Annotated in this window: 18 protein-coding genes and 10 tRNA genes; 2 read left to right on the top strand and 26 right to left on the bottom strand. The window is 58.7% G+C overall.

The features are described from left to right. Positions 1–21 precede the first annotated feature (21 nt). From I6L38_RS00400 to ruvA, 23 genes are all read right to left on the bottom strand, one after another. Positions 22–97, bottom strand: a tRNA-Val gene (locus tag I6L38_RS00400). A 16-nt stretch (positions 98–113) separates the two neighbouring features. Continuing rightward, positions 114–189, bottom strand: a tRNA-Lys gene (locus I6L38_RS00395). Positions 190–211: 22 nt separating this feature from the next. Then, positions 212–287, bottom strand: a tRNA-Val gene (locus I6L38_RS00390). Positions 288–303: 16 nt separating this feature from the next. Further along, positions 304–379 (bottom strand) — tRNA-Lys (locus I6L38_RS00385). A 22-nt stretch (positions 380–401) separates the two neighbouring features. Next, a tRNA-Val gene (locus I6L38_RS00380) sits at positions 402–477 on the bottom strand. A 16-nt stretch (positions 478–493) separates the two neighbouring features. Further along, positions 494–569: transfer RNA gene (locus I6L38_RS00375), tRNA-Lys, on the bottom strand. 22 nt (positions 570–591) lie between these two features. Next, a tRNA-Val gene (locus tag I6L38_RS00370) sits at positions 592–667 on the bottom strand. A 21-nt stretch (positions 668–688) separates the two neighbouring features. Continuing rightward, positions 689–764: transfer RNA gene (locus tag I6L38_RS00365), tRNA-Lys, on the bottom strand. Positions 765–813: 49 nt separating this feature from the next. Further along, positions 814–889 (bottom strand) — tRNA-Val (locus tag I6L38_RS00360). Positions 890–919: 30 nt separating this feature from the next. After that, positions 920–995, bottom strand: a tRNA-Lys gene (locus I6L38_RS00355). Positions 996–1,169: 174 nt separating this feature from the next. Then, positions 1,170–1,979, bottom strand: a complete 810-nt coding sequence (gene ybgF, locus I6L38_RS00350) for a tol-pal system protein YbgF (protein WP_201880107.1) — start codon at positions 1,977–1,979, stop codon at positions 1,170–1,172. Positions 1,980–2,137: 158 nt separating this feature from the next. Continuing rightward, positions 2,138–2,662, bottom strand: coding sequence for a peptidoglycan-associated lipoprotein Pal (gene pal, locus I6L38_RS00345; RefSeq protein ID WP_005304908.1), 525 nt, complete (start codon positions 2,660–2,662; stop codon positions 2,138–2,140). A gap of 49 nt (positions 2,663–2,711) precedes the next feature. Further along, a complete protein-coding gene (gene tolB / locus I6L38_RS00340) occupies positions 2,712–4,037 on the bottom strand; it encodes a Tol-Pal system beta propeller repeat protein TolB (RefSeq protein WP_010636193.1) in 1,326 nt (441 codons plus the stop codon). A gap of 94 nt (positions 4,038–4,131) precedes the next feature. Continuing rightward, positions 4,132–5,289 carry a cell envelope integrity protein TolA gene (tolA, locus tag I6L38_RS00335; RefSeq protein ID WP_017765796.1) on the bottom strand — a complete coding sequence of 386 codons (1,158 nt, stop codon included), beginning with the start codon at positions 5,287–5,289 and terminating at the stop codon, positions 4,132–4,134. Positions 5,290–5,294: 5 nt separating this feature from the next. After that, a complete protein-coding gene (gene tolR, locus I6L38_RS00330; RefSeq protein WP_005304918.1) occupies positions 5,295–5,741 on the bottom strand; it encodes a protein TolR in 447 nt (148 codons plus the stop codon). Then, on the bottom strand, positions 5,741–6,430 hold the full coding sequence (gene tolQ / locus I6L38_RS00325; protein ID WP_005304921.1) for a protein TolQ: 690 nt from the start codon (positions 6,428–6,430) through the stop codon (positions 5,741–5,743). Before tolQ ends, tolR begins: the two co-directional genes overlap by 1 nt. Continuing rightward, on the bottom strand, positions 6,420–6,827 hold the full coding sequence (gene ybgC / locus I6L38_RS00320) for a tol-pal system-associated acyl-CoA thioesterase (RefSeq protein ID WP_216988987.1): 408 nt from the start codon (positions 6,825–6,827) through the stop codon (positions 6,420–6,422). Before ybgC ends, tolQ begins: the two co-directional genes overlap by 11 nt. Before the next feature lie 105 nt (positions 6,828–6,932). Further along, positions 6,933–7,244: a cyd operon YbgE family protein gene (locus I6L38_RS00315; RefSeq protein WP_041203624.1), complete on the bottom strand. Its 312-nt coding sequence runs from the start codon at positions 7,242–7,244 to the stop codon at positions 6,933–6,935. Then, positions 7,231–7,347, bottom strand: coding sequence for a cytochrome bd-I oxidase subunit CydX (gene cydX, locus I6L38_RS00310; RefSeq protein WP_005304933.1), 117 nt, complete (start codon positions 7,345–7,347; stop codon positions 7,231–7,233). Before cydX ends, I6L38_RS00315 begins: the two co-directional genes overlap by 14 nt. A 14-nt stretch (positions 7,348–7,361) precedes the next feature. Continuing rightward, positions 7,362–8,498 (bottom strand): cytochrome d ubiquinol oxidase subunit II, encoded by a 1,137-nt coding sequence (gene cydB, locus I6L38_RS00305; RefSeq protein ID WP_010636191.1) that lies wholly within the window; start codon positions 8,496–8,498, stop codon positions 7,362–7,364. Positions 8,499–8,510: 12 nt separating this feature from the next. Next, complete coding sequence (gene cydA, locus I6L38_RS00300; protein ID WP_005304948.1) at positions 8,511–10,067, bottom strand: cytochrome ubiquinol oxidase subunit I; 1,557 nt, start codon at positions 10,065–10,067, stop codon at positions 8,511–8,513. 935 nt (positions 10,068–11,002) lie between these two features. Beyond that, positions 11,003–12,013: a Holliday junction branch migration DNA helicase RuvB gene (ruvB, locus tag I6L38_RS00295; RefSeq protein WP_005304949.1), complete on the bottom strand. Its 1,011-nt coding sequence runs from the start codon at positions 12,011–12,013 to the stop codon at positions 11,003–11,005. An 8-nt stretch (positions 12,014–12,021) separates the two neighbouring features. After that, positions 12,022–12,636, bottom strand: a complete 615-nt coding sequence (gene ruvA / locus I6L38_RS00290) for a Holliday junction branch migration protein RuvA (protein WP_043171421.1) — start codon at positions 12,634–12,636, stop codon at positions 12,022–12,024. Positions 12,637–12,873: 237 nt separating this feature from the next. On the opposite strand from ruvA, the gene I6L38_RS00285 reads away from it, so the two are divergent. Further along, on the top strand, positions 12,874–14,883 hold the full coding sequence (locus tag I6L38_RS00285; protein WP_216988986.1) for a methyl-accepting chemotaxis protein: 2,010 nt from the start codon (positions 12,874–12,876) through the stop codon (positions 14,881–14,883). 134 nt (positions 14,884–15,017) lie between these two features. Continuing rightward, positions 15,018–16,742, top strand: a complete 1,725-nt coding sequence (locus tag I6L38_RS00280) for a proline--tRNA ligase (protein ID WP_043171423.1) — start codon at positions 15,018–15,020, stop codon at positions 16,740–16,742. Positions 16,743–16,835: 93 nt separating this feature from the next. Here I6L38_RS00280 and I6L38_RS00275 read toward each other — a convergent pair whose 3' ends face one another. The 3 genes from I6L38_RS00275 to I6L38_RS00265 all read right to left on the bottom strand — a co-directional run bounded on the left by I6L38_RS00275 (position 16,836) and on the right by I6L38_RS00265 (position 18,745). Further along, positions 16,836–17,516 (bottom strand): SDR family oxidoreductase, encoded by a 681-nt coding sequence (locus tag I6L38_RS00275; protein ID WP_005304962.1) that lies wholly within the window; start codon positions 17,514–17,516, stop codon positions 16,836–16,838. Positions 17,517–17,581: 65 nt separating this feature from the next. Continuing rightward, positions 17,582–18,211, bottom strand: a complete 630-nt coding sequence (locus I6L38_RS00270; RefSeq protein ID WP_010636188.1) for a TIGR04219 family outer membrane beta-barrel protein — start codon at positions 18,209–18,211, stop codon at positions 17,582–17,584. Between the two features lie 93 nt (positions 18,212–18,304). Next, positions 18,305–18,745, bottom strand: a complete 441-nt coding sequence (locus tag I6L38_RS00265) for a copper chaperone PCu(A)C (RefSeq protein WP_010636187.1) — start codon at positions 18,743–18,745, stop codon at positions 18,305–18,307. Positions 18,746–18,803: the final 58 nt, after the last annotated feature.

Here is an 18,803-nt window from a genome sequence, read left to right as displayed (position 1 = left end):
ATCTAAATCATTTTTACAAACTGGTGGTCGTTACTGGGATCGAACCAGTGACCCCCTCCTTGTAAGGGAGGTGCTCTCCCAGCTGAGCTAAACGACCTGGGATTCTGAAATGATGGTGGGTCGTGCTGGATTCGAACCAGCGACCAATTGATTAAAAGTCAACTGCTCTACCGACTGAGCTAACGACCCATCTAAATCATTTTTACAAACTTGGTGGTCGTTACTGGGATCGAACCAGTGACCCCCTCCTTGTAAGGGAGGTGCTCTCCCAGCTGAGCTAAACGACCTGGGATTCTGAAATGATGGTGGGTCGTGCTGGATTCGAACCAGCGACCAATTGATTAAAAGTCAACTGCTCTACCGACTGAGCTAACGACCCATCTAAATCATTTTTACAAACTTGGTGGTCGTTACTGGGATCGAACCAGTGACCCCCTCCTTGTAAGGGAGGTGCTCTCCCAGCTGAGCTAAACGACCTGGGATTCTGAAATGATGGTGGGTCGTGCTGGATTCGAACCAGCGACCAATTGATTAAAAGTCAACTGCTCTACCGACTGAGCTAACGACCCATCTAAATCATTTTTTACAAACTGGTGGTCGTTACTGGGATCGAACCAGTGACCCCCTCCTTGTAAGGGAGGTGCTCTCCCAGCTGAGCTAAACGACCTGGGAATTCATCTGGGCAAATTGGTGGGTCGTGTAGGGATCGAACCTACGACCAATTGATTAAGAGTCAACTGCTCTACCGACTGAGCTAACGACCCACACCTGACTTGCCTCTTTCACTGCCCGCCTTGGCAGACAGCTTAATACTGGTGGTCGTTACTGGGATCGAACCAGTGACCCCCTCCTTGTAAGGGAGGTGCTCTCCCAGCTGAGCTAAACGACCTGGGAATTCTGTCTCCACCTGGTGGAGAAATGGTGGGTCGTGCTGGATTCGAACCAGCGACCAATTGATTAAAAGTCAACTGCTCTACCGACTGAGCTAACGACCCTCACCACGACCAGGACCAACTGCAATGCTGCACCGGCTCTGACGGCGGCCTATATTACGGATTTATCATCCTGGCGCAACAGAAAAATCTTAAATTCCATCTGTTTGTTCACTGCGCATACAAAGCGAGGCTGTATTTACAAGACTGTTACGAAAACAGTGACATGCGGCAAAGTTACAGCTTGCTCAAACTCTGCTTGGCCAGCTGGGCCGGCGAGGTGTTGGGATACCCCTTGATCACCTGCTCATAGAAGTTCTTCGCTTCCGCCTTCTTGCCGTCAAGCTGTGCCAGCATGCCCAGCTTCAACAGGGCGTCGGCTCGCTTGGGAGACTTGCTGAACTTGGTAGCCACAGTGGTGAACTGGGCGGCAGCGCCGGTCCGATCCCCCTTGTTGAACAGCAGCTGACCCAGCCAGTAATGGGCGTTGGGAACATAGCTGGAGCTCGGGAACTGCTTGATGAACCCTTCGAAGGCCGGAATTGCCTTGTCGTAGTTCTTCTCCTTGAGCACCATGTTCACGGCCGCATCATAGGCCTGATTCTCGTTCTGGTTGGTGGAGTAGTTGGCCGCGGCGGCCGGCGTCGCGCTCGCAGCGGCGGCTGCCGGGGCTGCTGGCGTAGCAGCAGGCTGGCTGTTGGCCACCTTGTCGAGCTCCTGATAGAGCTGGCGCTGACGCTCCTGCGACTGTTCCATCTGGTAGGTCTGCTGCTCCAGCTGGCCACGCAGCTCGGAGACCTCCCCTTGCAGGGCATCCACCTGTTGCTGCAAATCGGCCTGCAGGCGCAGACGGGCGTTGAGCGTGCGTTCCAGCAGGGCAACCCTGTCTTCCAGGCTGCCGGTGGGCACGATGGCGCCGTTGTTGCCGCTTAGGACAACCCCGCCACCCGAGTCACCGCTCAGATCGCTCACCGGTGCCGCAGCTTGCGCATTCATAGCAACCAATACGGCCAGCGCAACAGCAGCTTGCTTGTACACAGATTTCATTCGGATCAAACCTTAGCGTTTAGTGCAAATAAAACGGCCAGCGCCATCGTCGCTCGCTTATACAGATTTCATTCGGATCAAACCTTGGCGTTTAGTGCAAATAAAACGGCCATCGAAATGGCCGCTTGCATATAAACGAACTTCGTTCGATTCAAACCTTAGTAAACCAGGACCGCACGGCGGTTCTTGGCAAAGGCATCCTCGGTGTGAGACATATCCAGCGGCTTCTCTTCGCCATAGCTGACGATGGAGAGCTGCTCAGCCTGCACACCCAGGGTTTGCAGATACTTGGCAACAGCCTTGGCACGACGCTCGCCCAGCGCGATGTTGTACTCCGGAGTACCGCGCTCGTCGGCGTGGCCTTCGATCAGTACTTTGACGCTCGGGCGCTCACGCAGGTAGCTGGCGTGGGCATCCAGCAGGTCGGCGTATTGACCCTGGATGTCGTAACCGTCGAACGGGAAGTAGATCACGTTGTCACGCTGCAGCGCTTCGAACTTCTGACGCATCTGCTCTTCCGGGGACAACATGCCGTTCGCGCCACCGGTTTGTACACCGCCCATGCCGTCGGTCATGCCTGATTCGGCGCCAGCGGCGTCGGAATCAGAAGAGGAGCTACAAGCGGCCAGGGTGAACAGTGGCAGTGCGATGGCCAAACCCTTGAGCAGTTTATTGAGTTGCATGCTATTTCCTTAAACCTTTATAACAAAACAAAAAACAATTGGATTTTTATCAATTCAAGAAGGGCGACCAAGCTGGTGCACGAATTTCACCGCTACTGGTCGGAAGCACAGCCTTGAAGCGACCATCAGTCGACACCAACGCGAGACTCTTACGACCCTGATAGATGGTGGCATAAATGATCATGCTGCCATTGGGAGCCACACTTGGCGACTCATCCAGCGCGCTCTGGGTAAGGACCAGCAGGGCATTGTTTTCCATATCCTGACGGGCGATACGGTATTGCCCCTGAACCCGGGTCACCATCACCATGATTTTGCCATCAGGAGTAATGGACGCACCCTGGTTGGATTCACCTTCCCAGGTCATCCGGCGAGTCATGCCAGTCGCCAAATTTACGCTATAAATCTGGGGTTTGCCACCACGTTCAGAGGTGAACAGCAAATTTTGACCGTCCGGCATCCAGGAGGGTTCGGTGTCGATTACCCGGCTGGTTGTGACGCGGGTCAGCTGCTTGCTAGCAACATCAACGACATAGAGATTCGGTGACCCGTCCTTGGAGAGAACGATAGCCAGACGACGACCATCCGGAGACCACTCCGGCGCCCCGTTGATGCCGCGGAAGCTGGTGATCAGGCTGCGCTGCTGGGTGTAGATGTCCTGCACGTAGATTTCGGATTTCTGGTTCTCGAAGCTCACGTAGGCCAGCTTGCTGCCATCCGGCGACCAGGCTGGGGACATCAGCGGCTCGCGGGAACGCAGCAGGGTCTTCTCGTTGTAACCGTCGTAGTCGGAGATCCGCAGCTGATACGGGAACTGGGTACCCTGCTGCACGGAGACGTACGCCAGACGGGTCAGGAAGGCCCCGCGCTCGCCGGTCAGCCGCTCGTAGACGATGTCGGAGATGCGGTGGGCAAACTGGCGCATCTGGGCACCCGGGATGGTCGCCATCCGGCTGTCCAGGATGTAGCCATTGCTCTCGCCGCCCTGGGTCTTGGCCAGCTGGCCCTTGAGCACGTCGACCAGCTCGAAGTTGACCTTGTAGGTACCGTCGCCGACGGCGGCGATGGAACCGACCACCACGGCTTCGACGCCTTGGGAGGCCCAGGGTGCGAAGTTGATTTCACCGCTGGAGCTCGGGGTCTGCGGCATCTGGCCACGGGCCAGCGGTCTGAACTTGCCGCTGCGCATCAGATCGTTGGAGACCACTTCCGCGATGTCCTGCGGCAGCTGGCCATTGCCTTCCCACTTGAAGGGGGCGACGGCGATCGGTCGTGCACTGTCGATACCGCCTGTGATGACGATGTCCAAGGCCGCCTGGGCGCTCTGACCCAGCAACAAACAGCCAACCAAAGCAAAAAACACTTTTCTTATCATGGCTTAAACACTCGGTTCCAAAATAATGAGAGATTAACTTCCTTTCTCGGCAAGACGCTGCCAACCACCTTACTCGATCCCCTCGCCATCAGTGCTAGATGTTAGGTTCCAGCTTGAGGTTGAACTCCTTCAACATCTCGAATGCCGCAGGATCCTTGGGTACCGGCAACTGATTGGCCTTCAGTACGGCTGCTTTGCCGGAACGACATACCGCCGGGTCACCCTGGCCGTTATCTACCGAGATGACAAAGCCAGTGCTCGCAAGACGTACGCCGATAGTACATGTTTTGCCCCGCATGGTGGGATCCAAAATCATATATCGCTCAACAGTCGCCTTGATAAGCGCCGCATATTTGTCGACTTCACCCTTGGCCGCCGCCGATGCCGCCTGACTGCGGGCATTGGCCTCAGCCGCCAGCTGCTGCTGCATCATGTCTTCCATCTCTTTTTGCAGCTTGGCCTCCTCGGCCGCTTTGCGCTTGCGTTCAGCCGCGATCTTGGCCTGCTTGTCGGCCTCCGCCTTGGCTTTCTTCTCTGCGTCAGCTTTTGCCTTCTTGGCCGCCTCTTCCTTGGCTTTCTTCTCGGCTTCAGCCTTGGCCTTCTGCTCGGCCTCCGCCTTGGCTTTCTTGTCCGCTTCTGCCTTCGCCTTTTTCTCGGCTTCGGCTTTGGCTTTCTTCTCGGCCTCCGCTTTCTTGGCCTTGGCCTCCTCAGCCTTGGCCTTCTCTTCGGCCTCTTTCTTCTCTTGTTCCTTTTTCTTCTTCAGCGCCAGCGCCTTGCTCTCTTCTTCCGCGGCCTTGCGCTCGGCCTCCGCCTTCTTGGCCTTCTGCTCTTCGAGCTTGCGGGCTTCCTCGGCTTTCTGGGCCTTCTCTTCCGCCTGCTTCTGCTCGGCCTGCTTCTTCTGCTTCTCTACTTCGGCCTTGCGGGTGGCCTCCTCGGCCTCCTTGCGCTTGGCCTCTGCAATCCGCAACCGTTCCTGCTGCTGGGCCAGCTCGCGCTTGGCGATGTCCGTGTCTTCCTTATCCTTCTCTTTCTCTACCTTCTGCGGCTTGGGCTGAGCCTTCTGCTGCTGGATCTGCTTGGCCTGCTCGTTGAGGAAGTTCTCGTCGAGCATGACGGCATTGACGATCTGCCCCTTCGACTCGGGTCGCTTCGGCTTGCTGAAGTCGAGCCCGACAAACAGGATGATGCCGATGATCAGGTGCAGCAGAAGCGACGCGATGAGATAACCGGAAATACCACGCTTCACATCCATCTCCGTCAGTTCACCGGATCTGTCATCAGGCCGACCTGAGGCACACCGGCTTTCTTGAGGGCCACCATCAGCAGGATCACCTCTTCGTAGCGCACCGACTTGTCACCGGCCACCACCACGGGGGCGTTCTGGTTGATGGCCAGGTAACCCATGGCTTTCTCGGTGATGTACTGCTGCATCGCCTCGGGCGTCCCGCTCGGGACGGGTTCGTCTTCGGCCTCACCGGCCTTGATGACGTACTCGCCTTCGGTATTGACGCTGACGATGAAGGGCGGCTTGGCATCTTCCGGCAGCTGCTCGGACTCCGCCTGCGGCAGGTCAACCTTGACCCCTTGCGTGATCACGGGCGTCACCGCCATGAAGATGATAAGCAGCACCAGCATGACGTCGATATAGGGAACCACGTTGATCTCGGCCACCTTCTTGCGCCGGATCCGCTGATAGGTTTGCATTACTGATCACCCTGCTGCTGAGCAATTTGACGGTTCAGAATGGTGGTGAACTCGTCCATGAAGTTGGCGTAGGCGTTCTCCAGCCGCTCGACCTTGTTGGAGAAGCGGTTGTAGAAAATAACGGCCGGGATGGCGGCAAACAGACCCATGGCGGTGGCGATCAGCGCCTCCGCGATACCGGGGGCCACCATCTGCAGGGTCGCCTGCTGCACCTGCCCCAGGGCGATAAAGGCGTTCATGATCCCCCAGACGGTACCAAACAGACCGATATAGGGACTGATGGAGCCGATGGTCGCCAGGATCGGCAGGTTGGACTCGAGATCGTCCACCGCGCGGGAGAGGGAGACGCGCATGGCACGGTAGGTACCGTCCATCACCGCATCCTGACCACGGGCGCCGGCCTTGAGCAGACGGGCATACTCCTTGAAGCCGGAGTAGAAGATGTCTTCCATGCCTTCGATGTCGTCGCGGCGGGAAGAGGACTCCTGGTAGAGACGGTTGAGGTCAACCCCGGACCAGAATCTGTCTTCGAACTGCTCCGATGCGATATTGGCTGCCTTGATGGCCTTGGAACGCTGGATGATCAGCGCCCAGGAGACGACCGACATGCCCATCAGGGTCATCATGACCAGTTTTACCAACAGGCTGGCTTGCCAAAACAGGCCAATAAACGAAATTTCAGCGTGCACTTAACAGCACTCCCTTCACATTTTCAGGTATTGCAACAGGTTTCATATGCGGATGACTGACACAGGCTATCTGTACCATGGCCTGGGTGATCAGTCGTCCATCAGCCGCCAGTATCCGTTGTGAGAAGCGCATGGAGGCGCGTTTCACTTCGGTCACTTGCGTCAATACAGTCAAAAGCTCATTAAAACGGGCCGCCGAGCGGAAATCGATCTCTGTTCGACTCACCACAAACGCGTACCCGGTGCCCAGCAGGACATCCTGTTCGATGCCGCCAGCACGCAGGAACTCGGTGCGAGCACGTTCCATAAACTTGAGATAATTGGCGTTGTAGACGATGCCCCCGGCATCGGTGTCTTCGTAGTAGACACGCACCGGAAACTCAGAGACTTCCCCCATAACAATCTGTGATCCATACGACAGTCAGATGGGGGGCTATCATAGCGCAGGGCTGAATAGGAAAGAAGCAGGGGGAAGCAGGGAAATCCTGCCTCCTCCCGTTTTTTATGAAAGGAAATAGCCTTGAGTCAGCCAGAGCCCGTACAACAAACTGGGCAAGGCGAGCCAGGGGAAAAACAGCACGCGACCGACGAGGCTGCGGGGATGGAATCCCAGCCCGTGCATGACCCCGCAACAGACCGCCCACATCAGCCAGGGCGCCAGCCAGAGGCCATGTTCGCTGGTGTTGGCGGCCACCAGATTGGGGGCCTGTAAAATAGCGACGGCCAACAGGGCCGCCGCTACCAGCATCAACCCCTGCCAGGGTTGGCGCTCCAGAGGAGCAGCCAACCGGGCGAGTCGATCACTTGTTCTCATCGATCTGGCGATCCATGTTCTCGGTGTGTTCCAGCCACAGCGCATTGATGATGCCGAATGCACAAGCCAGCAGCAGACCCAGGATCCAGGTGAAATACCACATATCAGGGCACCTTCTTAGTAGAGCGATTGTTGGTTGTCTTCGATGTGCTTGCTGGTCACCCGGCCGAACATCTTGATGTAGGTCCACAGGGTATAACCCAGCACAATCGGTACGAAGATGGCGGCCGCTACCGTCATCACCCGCAGGGTGTTGAGAGAAGCGGTGGCATCCCACATGGTCAGGCTCAGTGACGGCTCAAGGCTTGAGGGCATCACGAACGGGAACATGGAGAAGCCGGCAGTCAGGATCACGCCGGCAATCGCCAGGGAGGAGCAGGTGAACGCCAGCCAGCCCTTGTTCAGCTTGGCAAACAGCGACGTCAGCAGGCTCATCGCCAGACCCAGCACGGGTGCTGCAATCATCCAGGGATAGAGGCTGTAGTTGTTCATCCAGGCACCGGCCTGACGCACCACTTCCTTGTTCATCGGATTGGAGACGGCATCGGTCGCGGCCGCCTTGACCACCACATAGCCTTCCATGCCGCTGACCCAGAAACCGGCCAGTGCGAACAGCACCAGGGTCACCAGCGAGCAGATCATGGCGGCGGTGCGGGAGCGGGCCAGCACTTCACCATCGGTCTTCATCATCAGCCAGGTAGCGCCCTGGGTGACCAGCATGAACAGGCTCACCAGACCGGCCAACAGGCCGAACGGATTGAGCAGACCGAAGAAGTTGCCATGATAGGTCAGCATCATGAACTGGTTGAAGTCGAACGGCACGCCCTGCAGCAGGTTGCCGAACGCCACGCCAAACACGATGGGCGGTACCGCGCTACCGACGAACAGCGCCCAGTCCCAGTTGCTGCGCCACTTGGCATCTTCACGCAGGGAACGGTACTTGAAACCGACCGGGCGGAAGAACAGGGCCATCAGGGTCAGGATCATGGCGATGTAGAAGCCGGAGAAGGCTGCCGCATACACCATGGGCCAGGCTGCAAACAGGGCACCACCGGCGGTCACCAGCCAGACCTGGTTCCCTTCCCAGTGCGGGCCCATGGTGTTGAGCATCACCCGACGCTCAACATCTTTCTTGCCGACGAAGGGGAGCAGTGCGCCCACCCCCATATCGAAGCCGTCGGTGATGGCGAAGCCAATCAGCAGGACGCCGACCAGCACCCACCAGACCAGGCGCAACATTTCGTAATCAAACATGGGTTGCTCTCCTTATGCCTTGCTCTGTTCGAAGTGGTACTTGCCGGTCTTCAGGCTGCTTGGGCCCAGACGCGCGTACTTGAACATCAGGTACATCTCGATGATCAGCAGTACGGTGTAGAACAGGCAGATCCCGATAAGGGAGAACCAGATCTCGGAGGCCGGCACGTTGGAGGCCGAGACCGAGGTCGGCAACACTTCGGCGATGGTCCAGGGTTGACGACCGTATTCCGCGACGAACCAGCCACACTCGATGGCGATCCAGGGCAGCGGGATGCCGTACAGCAGCGCCTTGAGCAGCCACTTGCGCTCGCCGATCTTGTGACGGGTACTGTCATAGAAGGCCAGGCCAATCAGCACCAGCATCAGCATGCCGCAGGCAACCATGATGCGGAAGGCGAAGAACAGCGGCAGTACTTGCGGGATGGAGTCATCCACGGCGGCCTTGATCTGCTCGTCGGTGGCGTCGGTCACGTTGGAGGTATAGCGCTTGAGCAGCAGACCGTAACCCAGGTCCTGCTTCACCTCGTCGAAGCGGGCGCGGGTATCGTCAGACTTGTCGCCGGACTGCAGCTTGGTCAACAGGTCGTAGGCGGTCATGCCGTTGCGCACACGCAGCTCGTGCTCGCTCTTCAGATCCTTGAGACCGGTCACCTGACCGTCCAGCGAACGGGTGGCGATGATGCCGAGGGCATAAGGGATCTTGATGGCGTAGTCGGTGCGCATCTCTTCCTGGTTCGGGATGCCGAACAGGGTAAAGGAAGCAGGCGCAGGCTCGGTGTTCCACTCGGCCTCGATGGCCGCCAGTTTCACCTTCTGCACTTCACCCGTCTCGTAGCCGGACTCGTCACCGAGGATCAGCACGGAGAGGATGGACGCCATGCCGAATGCGGCCGCGATGGCGAAGGAGCGACGGGCGAAGGCCACGTCACGATGCTTGAGCAGGTAGTAGGAAGAGATGCCCAGCACGAACATGGCGCCAGTGGTATAGCCTGCCGCCACTGTGTGGACAAACTTCACCTGGGCAACCGGGTTGAACACCAGATCGGCGAAGCTCACCATCTCCATGCGCATGGTTTCGAAGTTGAACTCGGCACCGACCGGGTTCTGCATCCAGCCGTTGGCAACCAGGATCCAGAGCGCGGAGAGGTTGGTCCCGAGCGCCATCAACCAGGTCGCAGCCAGGTGCTGACGCTTGGAGAGCCGATCCCAGCCGAAGAAGAACATACCGACGAAGGTGGATTCCAGGAAGAATGCCATCAGACCTTCGATGGCCAGCGGGGCCCCAAAGATATCGCCGACATAGTGGGAGTAGTAGGCCCAGTTGGTACCAAACTGGAACTCCATGGTCAGCCCTGTGGTGACCCCGAGGGCAAAGTTGATACCAAACAACTTGCCCCAGAACTTGGTCATGTCCCGGTAGACAGGGTTGTTGGTCATCACATAGACAGACTCCATGATCGCCAGAATGAAGGCCATTCCGAGCGTCAAGGGCACAAACAGGAAGTGATAAAGGGCCGTCGCAGCGAATTGGAACCGCGATAGGTCTACCACATGCTCAGCAATCATGATGTTTCCTCACCGATTATTGGCACGGCTATTTTAAGTTTTAAGACAAAGCTTCCGTTGGAAGTCCCCGAATTATCGGTCATGTTCCAGTTTTGCACTGACGACCGGATTCGACTGCCACCACATTAACAACAAGGCAATAATAGGGAACAAAAAAAGCTAATGTTTAACAATTGCAAAACAATCAAGCTTGCTTTATTCCTGCCCATAATGACCTGAGTTTTATATCACCTTTATTTGATTGAAATCAATGTAAAACCACCATCAATACATGCCTTTCAAAGGCATTTTCACGACCCTTTCCATTTATTTTAGAGAGCTGGGTCACAAAAAAATAAAAATCGCAAATCATTGATTTAAATCAACTTTAATCTTGAAGCAAATAAGTAATGCTTCTGTTAAAAAACAACTCTCAAGGGTGTTTTCATCATGTTTCCCTCGCTTGTCCCCAGCCAGAATAAAACTAATTAAAAACCAATAAAAACGCATATCCATGCTAATTCGACAAGACCATCAAATGATTAGTTAATCTAATCTGAGATGGGTAATTTTTCTTGTTTGTCCGAGTCCGACAGAGCTCCTACAATGCGCCTCGCAGTGAGGGCATACCCTTGGATACAGGCCGGTCAATCTGGGTTCCCGGTACGTATTCGATGAACATTTCGAACCTGTCTATTGGAATTAAAGATGAAAAAGTTTGTTGCTAAAACCATCCGTTACTACAAGCTTTCGTTCGTTCAGCTCTATCAAATGAACCGACTCTGAGGCCTCGCGACGGCTCATTCCGTTTTTTACCGGTCTGTCTCCAGACGCACTCACTGTCTGTGAACATCCATCCTGAATTGTCTTTGCCCACCGCATCCGCAGTGGGCTTTTTTTTGCCCGGATAACAAAAAACCGCCCTTGAAGGCGGTTTTTTGTTCAATCAGCTGTTTTTACCCTTCATCTGGCCGTTGCAGGCCAAAATGCGCATAAGCTCTTGGTGTCGCGATCCGCCCTCTGGGTGTACGTTGCAGGAAGCCCTGCTGGATCAGATAGGGTTCGAGCACATCTTCGATGGTGTCCTTCTCCTCGCCGATGGCCGCAGCCAGGTTGTCGAGCCCCACCGGCCCCCCCAGAAACTTGTCTATGACAGCCAACAATAGCTTGCGGTCCATGAAGTCGAACCCTTCGTTATCCACGTCCAGCATGTCCATGGCTCGGGCCGCTATGGGTCCGTCAATCCGGCCATCGGATTTCACCTGGGCAAAATCCCGTACCCGGCGCAACAAACGGTTAGCAATTCGCGGCGTCCCGCGCGAGCGACGCGCCACCTCCAGCGCGCCGTCTTCCGTCATGTCGAGCCCGAGGCAGCGGGCGCTGCGGGCGACGATGTCGGTCAGATCCCTGACGTTGTAGAACTCGAGGCGCTGCACGATACCGAAGCGATCCCGCAGCGGGCTGGTGAGAGAGCCGGCCCGGGTCGTCGCGCCGATCAGGGTGAAGGGGGGCAGGTCGAGCTTGATGGAGCGCGCCGCCGGCCCCTCCCCGATCATGATGTCGAGCTGGTAATCCTCCATCGCCGGGTAGAGCACCTCCTCCACCACAGGGCTGAGGCGGTGGATCTCGTCGATGAACAGCACGTCGTTCGGCTCGAGGTTGGTGAGCAGCGCCGCCAGATCGCCAGCCTTCTCCAGCACGGGGCCGGAGGTGGTCTTGATGTTGACCCCCATCTCGTTGGCCACTATGTTGGCGAGCGTGGTCTTGCCAAGCCCGGGCGGGCCGAAGATCAACAGGTGATCGAGCGCCTCGCCGCGCTGGCGCGCCGCCGCGATGAAGATCTCCATCTGTTCGCAGACCGGATCCTGGCCGGTGTAATCGGCCAGCAGCTTGGGCCGGATGGCCCGATCGATGACTTCTTCCTCACGCCCGCCAGCGGCGGAAATGAGGCGATCCGCTTCAATCATTCTCTACCTCACACCAGGCTGCGCAGCGCTTCACGGATGATATCTTCCACCGACATGCCATCCACCGCCACCTTGCTGACGATCTGGCTGGCCTGCTGCGGCTTGTAACCGAGTGCTACCAGCGCACTGGCGGCCTCTTCGCTCGAATCCGGCGCCCACAGGGCACTCTCCTTCGCGGGCAGGGTGATCTCGGCCGGCGAGAAGAGATCGTGGCTGACCCACCCCTTGAGCCTGTCCTTCATCTCCACCACCAGCCGCTCGGCAGTCTTCTTGCCAACCCCTGGCAACTTGACCAGGGAGCTTATCTCCTCGCGCTCGACACTCAGCACGAACTGGGTGGCAGTCATGCCGGAGAGAATGGCCAGCGCCAGCTTGGGGCCGACCCCGTTGGTCTTGATCAGCTCGCGAAACAGCGCCCGCTCCTGCTTGTGATTGAAGCCGTACAGCAGCTGGGCGTCTTCCCGCACCACGAAGTGGGTGTGAATGACCGCTTCCTTGCCGATCTCGGGCAGATCATAGAAGCAGCTCATGGGCATGTGCACCTCATAGCCCACGCCCCCGACCTCCAGCAATACCTCGGGGGGTTGTTTCTCAATGACTACGCCTCTCAAGCGACCAATCACGGCTCTCTCCTCGCCAAACCAGCTATCTGTAAATTGGCTCATAGCATAAAGAATAACTGGATAAGTATCCAGCATAGGGCGGCTGGACCGCAGCGGATTTTCAGCACACTCGCGCGTTCCAAGCCATGCTTGGATCCGAGCCGGGCAACAACTTTATTTTCCATCTGGCATGGCATTTTGTTGCCACTGATAAAACACTAAATTGGGTTTGTTTGGAGCCAAGGAAGGTCCTTAATCATGAAAATCGTCACCACATCGAACCTGGGGCTGGCCATTCTGCTCAGCTGCACGCTGGGCATGGGCGTCGTCGGCTGGTATGGCAGCCAGCGGCTGGCGGATCTGCTCTCCTATGTGCTGGGTGCCGCCTGGCAGACTGCAGACGGCGCCATGGAGGGCTCCATCGAGCTCGGCAACCAGTCGCTCTACATCCAGAAGATGCTCAGAGGCATGTCCCTCGACGAGCAGGAGCTGCAGCAGGCCAGAACCGCCACCGCCGACGCCATGCGCCGGGTGGGCGAAGGTCGGCTCATCGATGACGCCGCCATCAACACCATGAACCAGCAGCATCAGGTCTACCAGCAGCAGCAGGAACAGCTGCTGGCGCTCTACCAGACGTTTACCCGCCTTGATCAGGCGCTGCGCGCCAGTTCTGAACGCATGTCCCGCCTCTCGACCCAGCTCGAGGTGGTGGGTGATGGCGCGGTCGAGAGCCTCACCCAGTCACCGGATCAGGCCATCAGCTGGAATGGCGGCCTGGCAACCCGCTGGCATGCGGCCGATGGCGGCATGGAGGCCAACATAGGTTTCCTGCGTCAGCTCTATGCGCTGGAGAAGATGCAGAGCGAAGGGCTCACCCCCGCCATCCAGAGCGAGATGGAGGAGGCGACCCGCTTCTACCGGGAGGCGGTCGACGCCATGCTGGCCAGCGGACTGTTTGATGTGCCCGCTGAGGGGGAGTTTGCCGGCCAGTCGCTGGCAACCCAGTATCGGGCGCAGGAAACCGAGGTTCAGCAATTGATGGTGCAGTGGATGGCGGCCCTTGGCGAGTATCAACGCCAGCTGACCAGCTATGAGCGCAGCGCCGATCAGCTCAAGAAATTGCTGGTCGAGGTGGAGGCCAAGGGCGATGCCACGGTCGAGGATCAGGTGGGTCAGCTCAACGCCATCATCAACCATACCAAGAGTCTGATCCTGGGCGGCCTGCTGTTCAGCCTGCTGATCGTGACCCTGTGCGGCTTCTGGCTGGTGCGCGCCATCGTGCGGCCCCTGCTGCAAGTCAATCGGCGCATGCAGGACATCGCAGCCGGTGAAGGGGATCTCAACGCCCGCATCAACCTCAGGCGTGACGACGAAATCGGCTCGCTGGCCGGCAGCGTGGATCGCTTCATCGAGAAGCTGCAGAAGATGATCAGCTCCACCATGGACAACAACCAGCACATCAGCGAGCACGTGCACACCTCGGTCAACCGGGTTCAGGCCATCAGCCAGAGCAGCCGCCAGACGGCCGAACATGCCCAGGCGCTGCACCATGACAGCGAGCAGATGGTGCAGGTGGCCACCACCATCTCGGACAACTGCAGCCTGGCGGCACAAAATGCCAACGAGGTGCGCCAGCTCACCACCGAGAGCAGTCAGTATGTCTCCTCCGCCAGCGCGGGCATGCAGCGGGTGGTGATGGAGGTGGGCGAATGCGCCACCGCCATCAACGCCCTCAAGGAGCAGGCCAGTCAGATAGGCCAGATCATCTCCACCATCAGCGGCATTTCCGAGCAGACCAATCTGCTGGCGCTCAACGCCGCCATCGAGGCCGCCCGGGCCGGCGAGATGGGCCGCGGCTTTGCGGTGGTGGCCGACGAGGTGCGCACCCTGGCCAATCGCACCGCCTCCTCCAGCGCCGAGATCAACGAGGTGATCAACAGTATCCAGCAGCAGACCGAAACCGCCTACCTGATGATGCAGCGCAACCTGAAGACGGTGGAGTCGGGCATGGCGGATTCCGACAACACCAAGCAGATCCTATTCAAGGTGGAAGGCGCCATCGACCACCTGGCGGACATGGTACAGCAGGTGGCGGACGCCACCGGCCAGCTCTCCCATACCCTGAGCCACACCTCGGACAAGGTCTCCGGCATCAGCAAGCAGGCCCAGACTGGCGAGCAGGAGGCGCAGGAGTGTCTGCAACTCGCCTCCTCTCTCCATCAGGCCAGCCTGCTGCAACAGCGGTTGCTGTCGCAATTTCGGGTCTGACCGCAGCGGGGGCGATGCCCCCGCTTCCCCCGTCGTACGAATTTAGCCCTTGGGCCGCAGGGCCCGTCCTGTTAAAATTCCGCTCTTGAAATTATCCAGGGCCCCGCCGCCCGTCTTAGCTAAGGTCTACCGCGATGCGTACCAGCCAATATCTGCTTTCCACTCTCAAGGAAACCCCGTCCGACGCCGAGATCATCAGCCATCAGCTGATGCTGCGCGCCGGCATGATCCGCAAACTGGCCTCCGGCATGTATGCCTGGCTGCCGTCCGGTCTGCGGGTTCTGAAAAAAATCGAGAACATTGTTCGCGAAGAGATGAACAATGCTGGTGCCATCGAAGTCTCCATGCCGGTGGTACAACCCGCCGAGCTGTGGCAGGAGTCCGGCCGCTGGGATGACTACGGTCCCGAGCTGTGCCGTCTGACCGACCGTCACAACCGTCCCTTCGTGCTGGGCCCGACCCACGAAGAGGTGATCACCGCGCTGATCCGTTACGAAGTGAACAGCTACAAGCAGCTGCCGCTGAATCTGTACCAGATCCAGACCAAGTTCCGCGACGAAGTTCGCCCCCGTTTCGGCGTGATGCGTGGCCGCGAGTTCCTGATGAAGGACGCCTACTCCTTCCACATCGACAAGGCCTCCCTGGTCGACACCTACGAGAAGATGCACGCCGCCTACTGCAAGGCCTTCACCCGCATGGGTCTGAACTTCCGTCCGGTGCAGGCCGATACCGGCTCCATCGGTGGTACCGGCTCCCACGAATTCCAGGTGCTGGCCGAGAGCGGTGAAGACCTGATCGCCTTCTCCGACAGCTCCGATTACGCCGCCAACATCGAGATGGCCGAGGCGCTGGCGCCGGCTGGCGAGCGCGCCGCTGCCACCGCAGCCCTGACCAAGGTTGCGACACCGAACGTCCACACTATCGACGAAGTGGCCGCCTTCCTGAGCGTGGCCCCGAGCGCCATCGCCAAGACCCTGCTGGTGCTGGGCGAAGCGGACGAGCACGGCAACCAGGCCGTCATCGCGCTGGTGCTGCGTGGCGACCACGAGCTGAACGAAATCAAGGCCGAGAAGCTGCCGGGTGTCGCCAACCCGCTGACCTTCGCCAACGACGAGCAGATCAAGGCAGCCGCCGGTTGCGACGCAGGCTCCATCGGCCCGGTCGGCTTTGCCGGTCGCATCATCGCCGATCGCAGCGCCGCCCACCTGGCTGACTTCGTTTGCGGCGCCAATGAGACCGGCTTCCACCTGACCGGTGCCAACTGGGATCGCGACATCGCCACTTTTGAGGTTGCCGACCTGCGCAACGTGGTGGAAGGCGACCCGAGCCCGTGTGGCCAGGGCAAGCTGCTGCTCAAACGCGGCATCGAAGTGGGCCACATCTTCCAGCTGGGTACCAAGTACTCCGAAGCCATGAAGGCGAGCGTGCTGAACGAAGGCGGCAAGTCCGTCACCATGGAGATGGGTTGCTACGGCATCGGGGTTTCCCGCCTGGTGGCTGCCGCCATCGAGCAGAACAACGACCAGTACGGCATCATCTGGCCGGACGCCATCGCCCCGTTCGAAGTGGCCATCGTGCCGATGAACATGCACAAGTCCGTGCGCGTTGCCGAGCTGGCCGAGCAGTTCTATGCCGAGCTGAAGGCCGCCGGTGTCGACGTGCTGTTCGACGACCGTAAAGAGCGTCCGGGCGTGATGTTCGCCGACATGGAGCTGCTGGGCGTGCCGCACGGCATCGTCATCGGCGAGCGCGGCATGGACAACGGCGTGGTGGAATACAAGTGCCGCCGCACCGGCGAGAAGCAGGAAGTGGCCATCAGCGACATCGTCGCCATGCTCAAGGCCAAGCTGGGCCGTTAATCCCGCCCCTCGCTGGTATAAAAAAAGCGCGCCGATGGCGCGCTTTTTGTTTCTGTCTTCTGACGATGGCAACCGGATGACGGCGGCCTTTTGTCAGGGATTGCGACCGATAAAGAGATCGGTCACGTGGCAGCTGCTTCTGGCTTCCAGTGCATCCAGCATGTAGGCGGCGGCATCTTCCGGGGTCATGAAGCCGCTGCTGTCCACGTGATCCGAGTTGTCCCAGAATTCACTGCGGATCCCGCTCGGATAGAGGTTCACCAGCCGCAGCGGCGAGCCCTTAAGCTCGGCCCGCAAGGATTCGAGAAAGCCGCGCATCCCCCATTTGGAGGCGCAGTAGAGGCTCTCGTTGGCCTTGCCCACCTGGGCGGCGGAAGAGAGCACGTTGGCCAGCACCCCGCCCTTGTCGCCGATGAGGCGCACCGTCTGCTGGGCCACCAGAATGGTGGAGATGAGATTGCTCTCCACCACCCGGCGGATCTGCTCGGCGGTATAGACGCCGACCGGGCCGAACTCGCCCACGCCGGCGCAATGCAGCACCAGCTCGGGCAGGCCGCCCCACTCCACCGCGGCGGCAAAGGCGACATCCACTTCCTCATGGTGCGCCAGATCGGCGGCAATGCCGATCACCGCCTTGCCGAGCAAGGCTTCCTGCTCCTGCAGCTTCTGATAACGACGCCCCATCATGGAAACCTGATGGCCCCGTTCAACCAGACCTATGGTCAAGGCGCGGCCCAAGCCGGACCCCGCCCCCGTCACTATGATATGACCCATGTTCGTTCCTCGCCGGATGCCGCCATCGGGATGATGAGGGCATCGTCACCAGAGATTGCCAGTATTTAGAAGGTGAACTCGCCGCCGATGAACCAGCCGTCTACCCGCTGGTCAACGCGATCGAAGTCCATGCTCGCATCACGCCAGCCGGCACGCACCTTGAGCGGTACGGTCGCGAACTTGTAGGAGCCACCCAGACGGTAGTCGTAGTTGTCGGCATCCTGCACGCGGGCATCGCCGAAGGCGGCAAAGCCGGTACCCGGGATGCGCAGTTCGGCGCCGGTGTAGGCCATCAGCACGTCCTTGTCATAGGAGTAGTGCTGGGTGTTGAAATCGCCATCGTAGCGACGACCGGTCAGACCCAGGTCGATCTGGAACAGATCGTTGTTGAACAGGCGATAGTAGAGGCTCAGGTCATAGGCCATCAGATCGTTGTTGAGGGCGCCGCCGCTGGTGCCGAAATCGGAGATCTCGAACTTGGCGTTGGGCAGCAGGATGATACCGTGCTCCAGTTGCAGGTAGCCGCTCCAGTTGTAGTTTTCGTCGTAGCTGCCGTTGGCTCCGACACCGTTGATCTGGCCGCTGCCCTGGGCATTCCATACATCGGCACCGGCGGCAAAACGCCAGTCATCGGCAGCCATGGCAGCCTGGCTGAACAGGGCCAGCACACAACCGGCAATCAAGGTCTTCTTCATCACGTTACTCTCTTGTTGGACTGGAAAGGCCATCATTTTACCCAGAGCGACGGGAATACACAGTGTAAAAAGCTGAACAAGCGTCCATTAATGTCAGTGCTGCATGCCCGCCATGGGTTCAACCGGCTTCACCGGCAGGCTCAGCTCCAGCTGCTGGCCATCATCCATCGTCAGCGTCAGCGGGAAAGGGGTGCCCTGGGAGAGCTCGCGCACCTCGAACAGCATGATGTGGAAACTGCCGGGCTTGAGCGCCACTTCACCCTTGGCCGGCACCTCTATGCTCTCGACCTGGCGCATCCTCATCACGCCGTTCTCGTGCAGATGAGTGTGCAGCTCGGCACGGCCCACCTCGGGCGAGGCGGCGGCCACCAGCTTGACCGGCTGATCGGCATCGTTCTTCAGCACCAGGAAGGCGGCGGTATTGGGCGAGCCCGGCGGCAGCAGGCGCACATAACCGTCGACGGCCTCGACCTTGGCCAAGGCGGGAGCGGCCAGTCCCAGGGCCAGCAGGGAATAGAACGCACGTTTAAACATGGTTGAAATCCTTTTATGATGTTGTTAAACGCAACAAAGCTTACCGCAGCGGTAAGCC

Origin of the sequence: Aeromonas sp. FDAARGOS 1408 (assembly GCF_019048665.1) — a bacterium.
GTDB lineage: Bacteria > Pseudomonadota > Gammaproteobacteria > Enterobacterales > Aeromonadaceae > Aeromonas > Aeromonas dhakensis.
The sequence above is the reverse complement of the archived record's forward strand: the minus strand, read 5'-3'. Positions and strand labels throughout refer to the sequence as shown.

Excerpts from the sequence above, each read along its gene's own strand:
- cydX (WP_005304933.1), bottom strand. The coding sequence starts at position 7,347 with ATGTGGTATTTCACCTGGATCCTGGGTCTGCTGCTGGCTTGTGCATTC.
- I6L38_RS00265 (WP_010636187.1), bottom strand. The coding sequence starts at position 18,745 with ATGTTTAAACGTGCGTTCTATTCCCTGCTGGCCCTGGGACTGGCCGCT.
- pal (WP_005304908.1), bottom strand. The coding sequence starts at position 2,662 with ATGCAACTCAATAAACTGCTCAAGGGTTTGGCCATCGCACTGCCACTG.
- tolR (WP_005304918.1), bottom strand. The coding sequence starts at position 5,741 with ATGCAAACCTATCAGCGGATCCGGCGCAAGAAGGTGGCCGAGATCAAC.
- cydB (WP_010636191.1), bottom strand. The coding sequence starts at position 8,498 with ATGTTTGATTACGAAATGTTGCGCCTGGTCTGGTGGGTGCTGGTCGGC.
- cydA (WP_005304948.1), bottom strand. The coding sequence starts at position 10,067 with ATGATTGCTGAGCATGTGGTAGACCTATCGCGGTTCCAATTCGCTGCG.
- I6L38_RS00315 (WP_041203624.1), bottom strand. The coding sequence starts at position 7,244 with ATGAGAACAAGTGATCGACTCGCCCGGTTGGCTGCTCCTCTGGAGCGC.
- tolB (WP_010636193.1), bottom strand. The coding sequence starts at position 4,037 with ATGATAAGAAAAGTGTTTTTTGCTTTGGTTGGCTGTTTGTTGCTGGGT.
- ybgF (WP_201880107.1), bottom strand. The coding sequence starts at position 1,979 with ATGAAATCTGTGTACAAGCAAGCTGCTGTTGCGCTGGCCGTATTGGTT.
- ruvB (WP_005304949.1), bottom strand. The coding sequence starts at position 12,013 with ATGATTGAAGCGGATCGCCTCATTTCCGCCGCTGGCGGGCGTGAGGAA.
- I6L38_RS00280 (WP_043171423.1), top strand. The coding sequence starts at position 15,018 with ATGCGTACCAGCCAATATCTGCTTTCCACTCTCAAGGAAACCCCGTCC.
- ybgC (WP_216988987.1), bottom strand. The coding sequence starts at position 6,827 with ATGGGGGAAGTCTCTGAGTTTCCGGTGCGTGTCTACTACGAAGACACC.
- I6L38_RS00270 (WP_010636188.1), bottom strand. The coding sequence starts at position 18,211 with ATGAAGAAGACCTTGATTGCCGGTTGTGTGCTGGCCCTGTTCAGCCAG.
- I6L38_RS00275 (WP_005304962.1), bottom strand. The coding sequence starts at position 17,516 with ATGGGTCATATCATAGTGACGGGGGCGGGGTCCGGCTTGGGCCGCGCC.
- I6L38_RS00285 (WP_216988986.1), top strand. The coding sequence starts at position 12,874 with ATGAAAATCGTCACCACATCGAACCTGGGGCTGGCCATTCTGCTCAGC.
- tolA (WP_017765796.1), bottom strand. The coding sequence starts at position 5,289 with ATGGATGTGAAGCGTGGTATTTCCGGTTATCTCATCGCGTCGCTTCTG.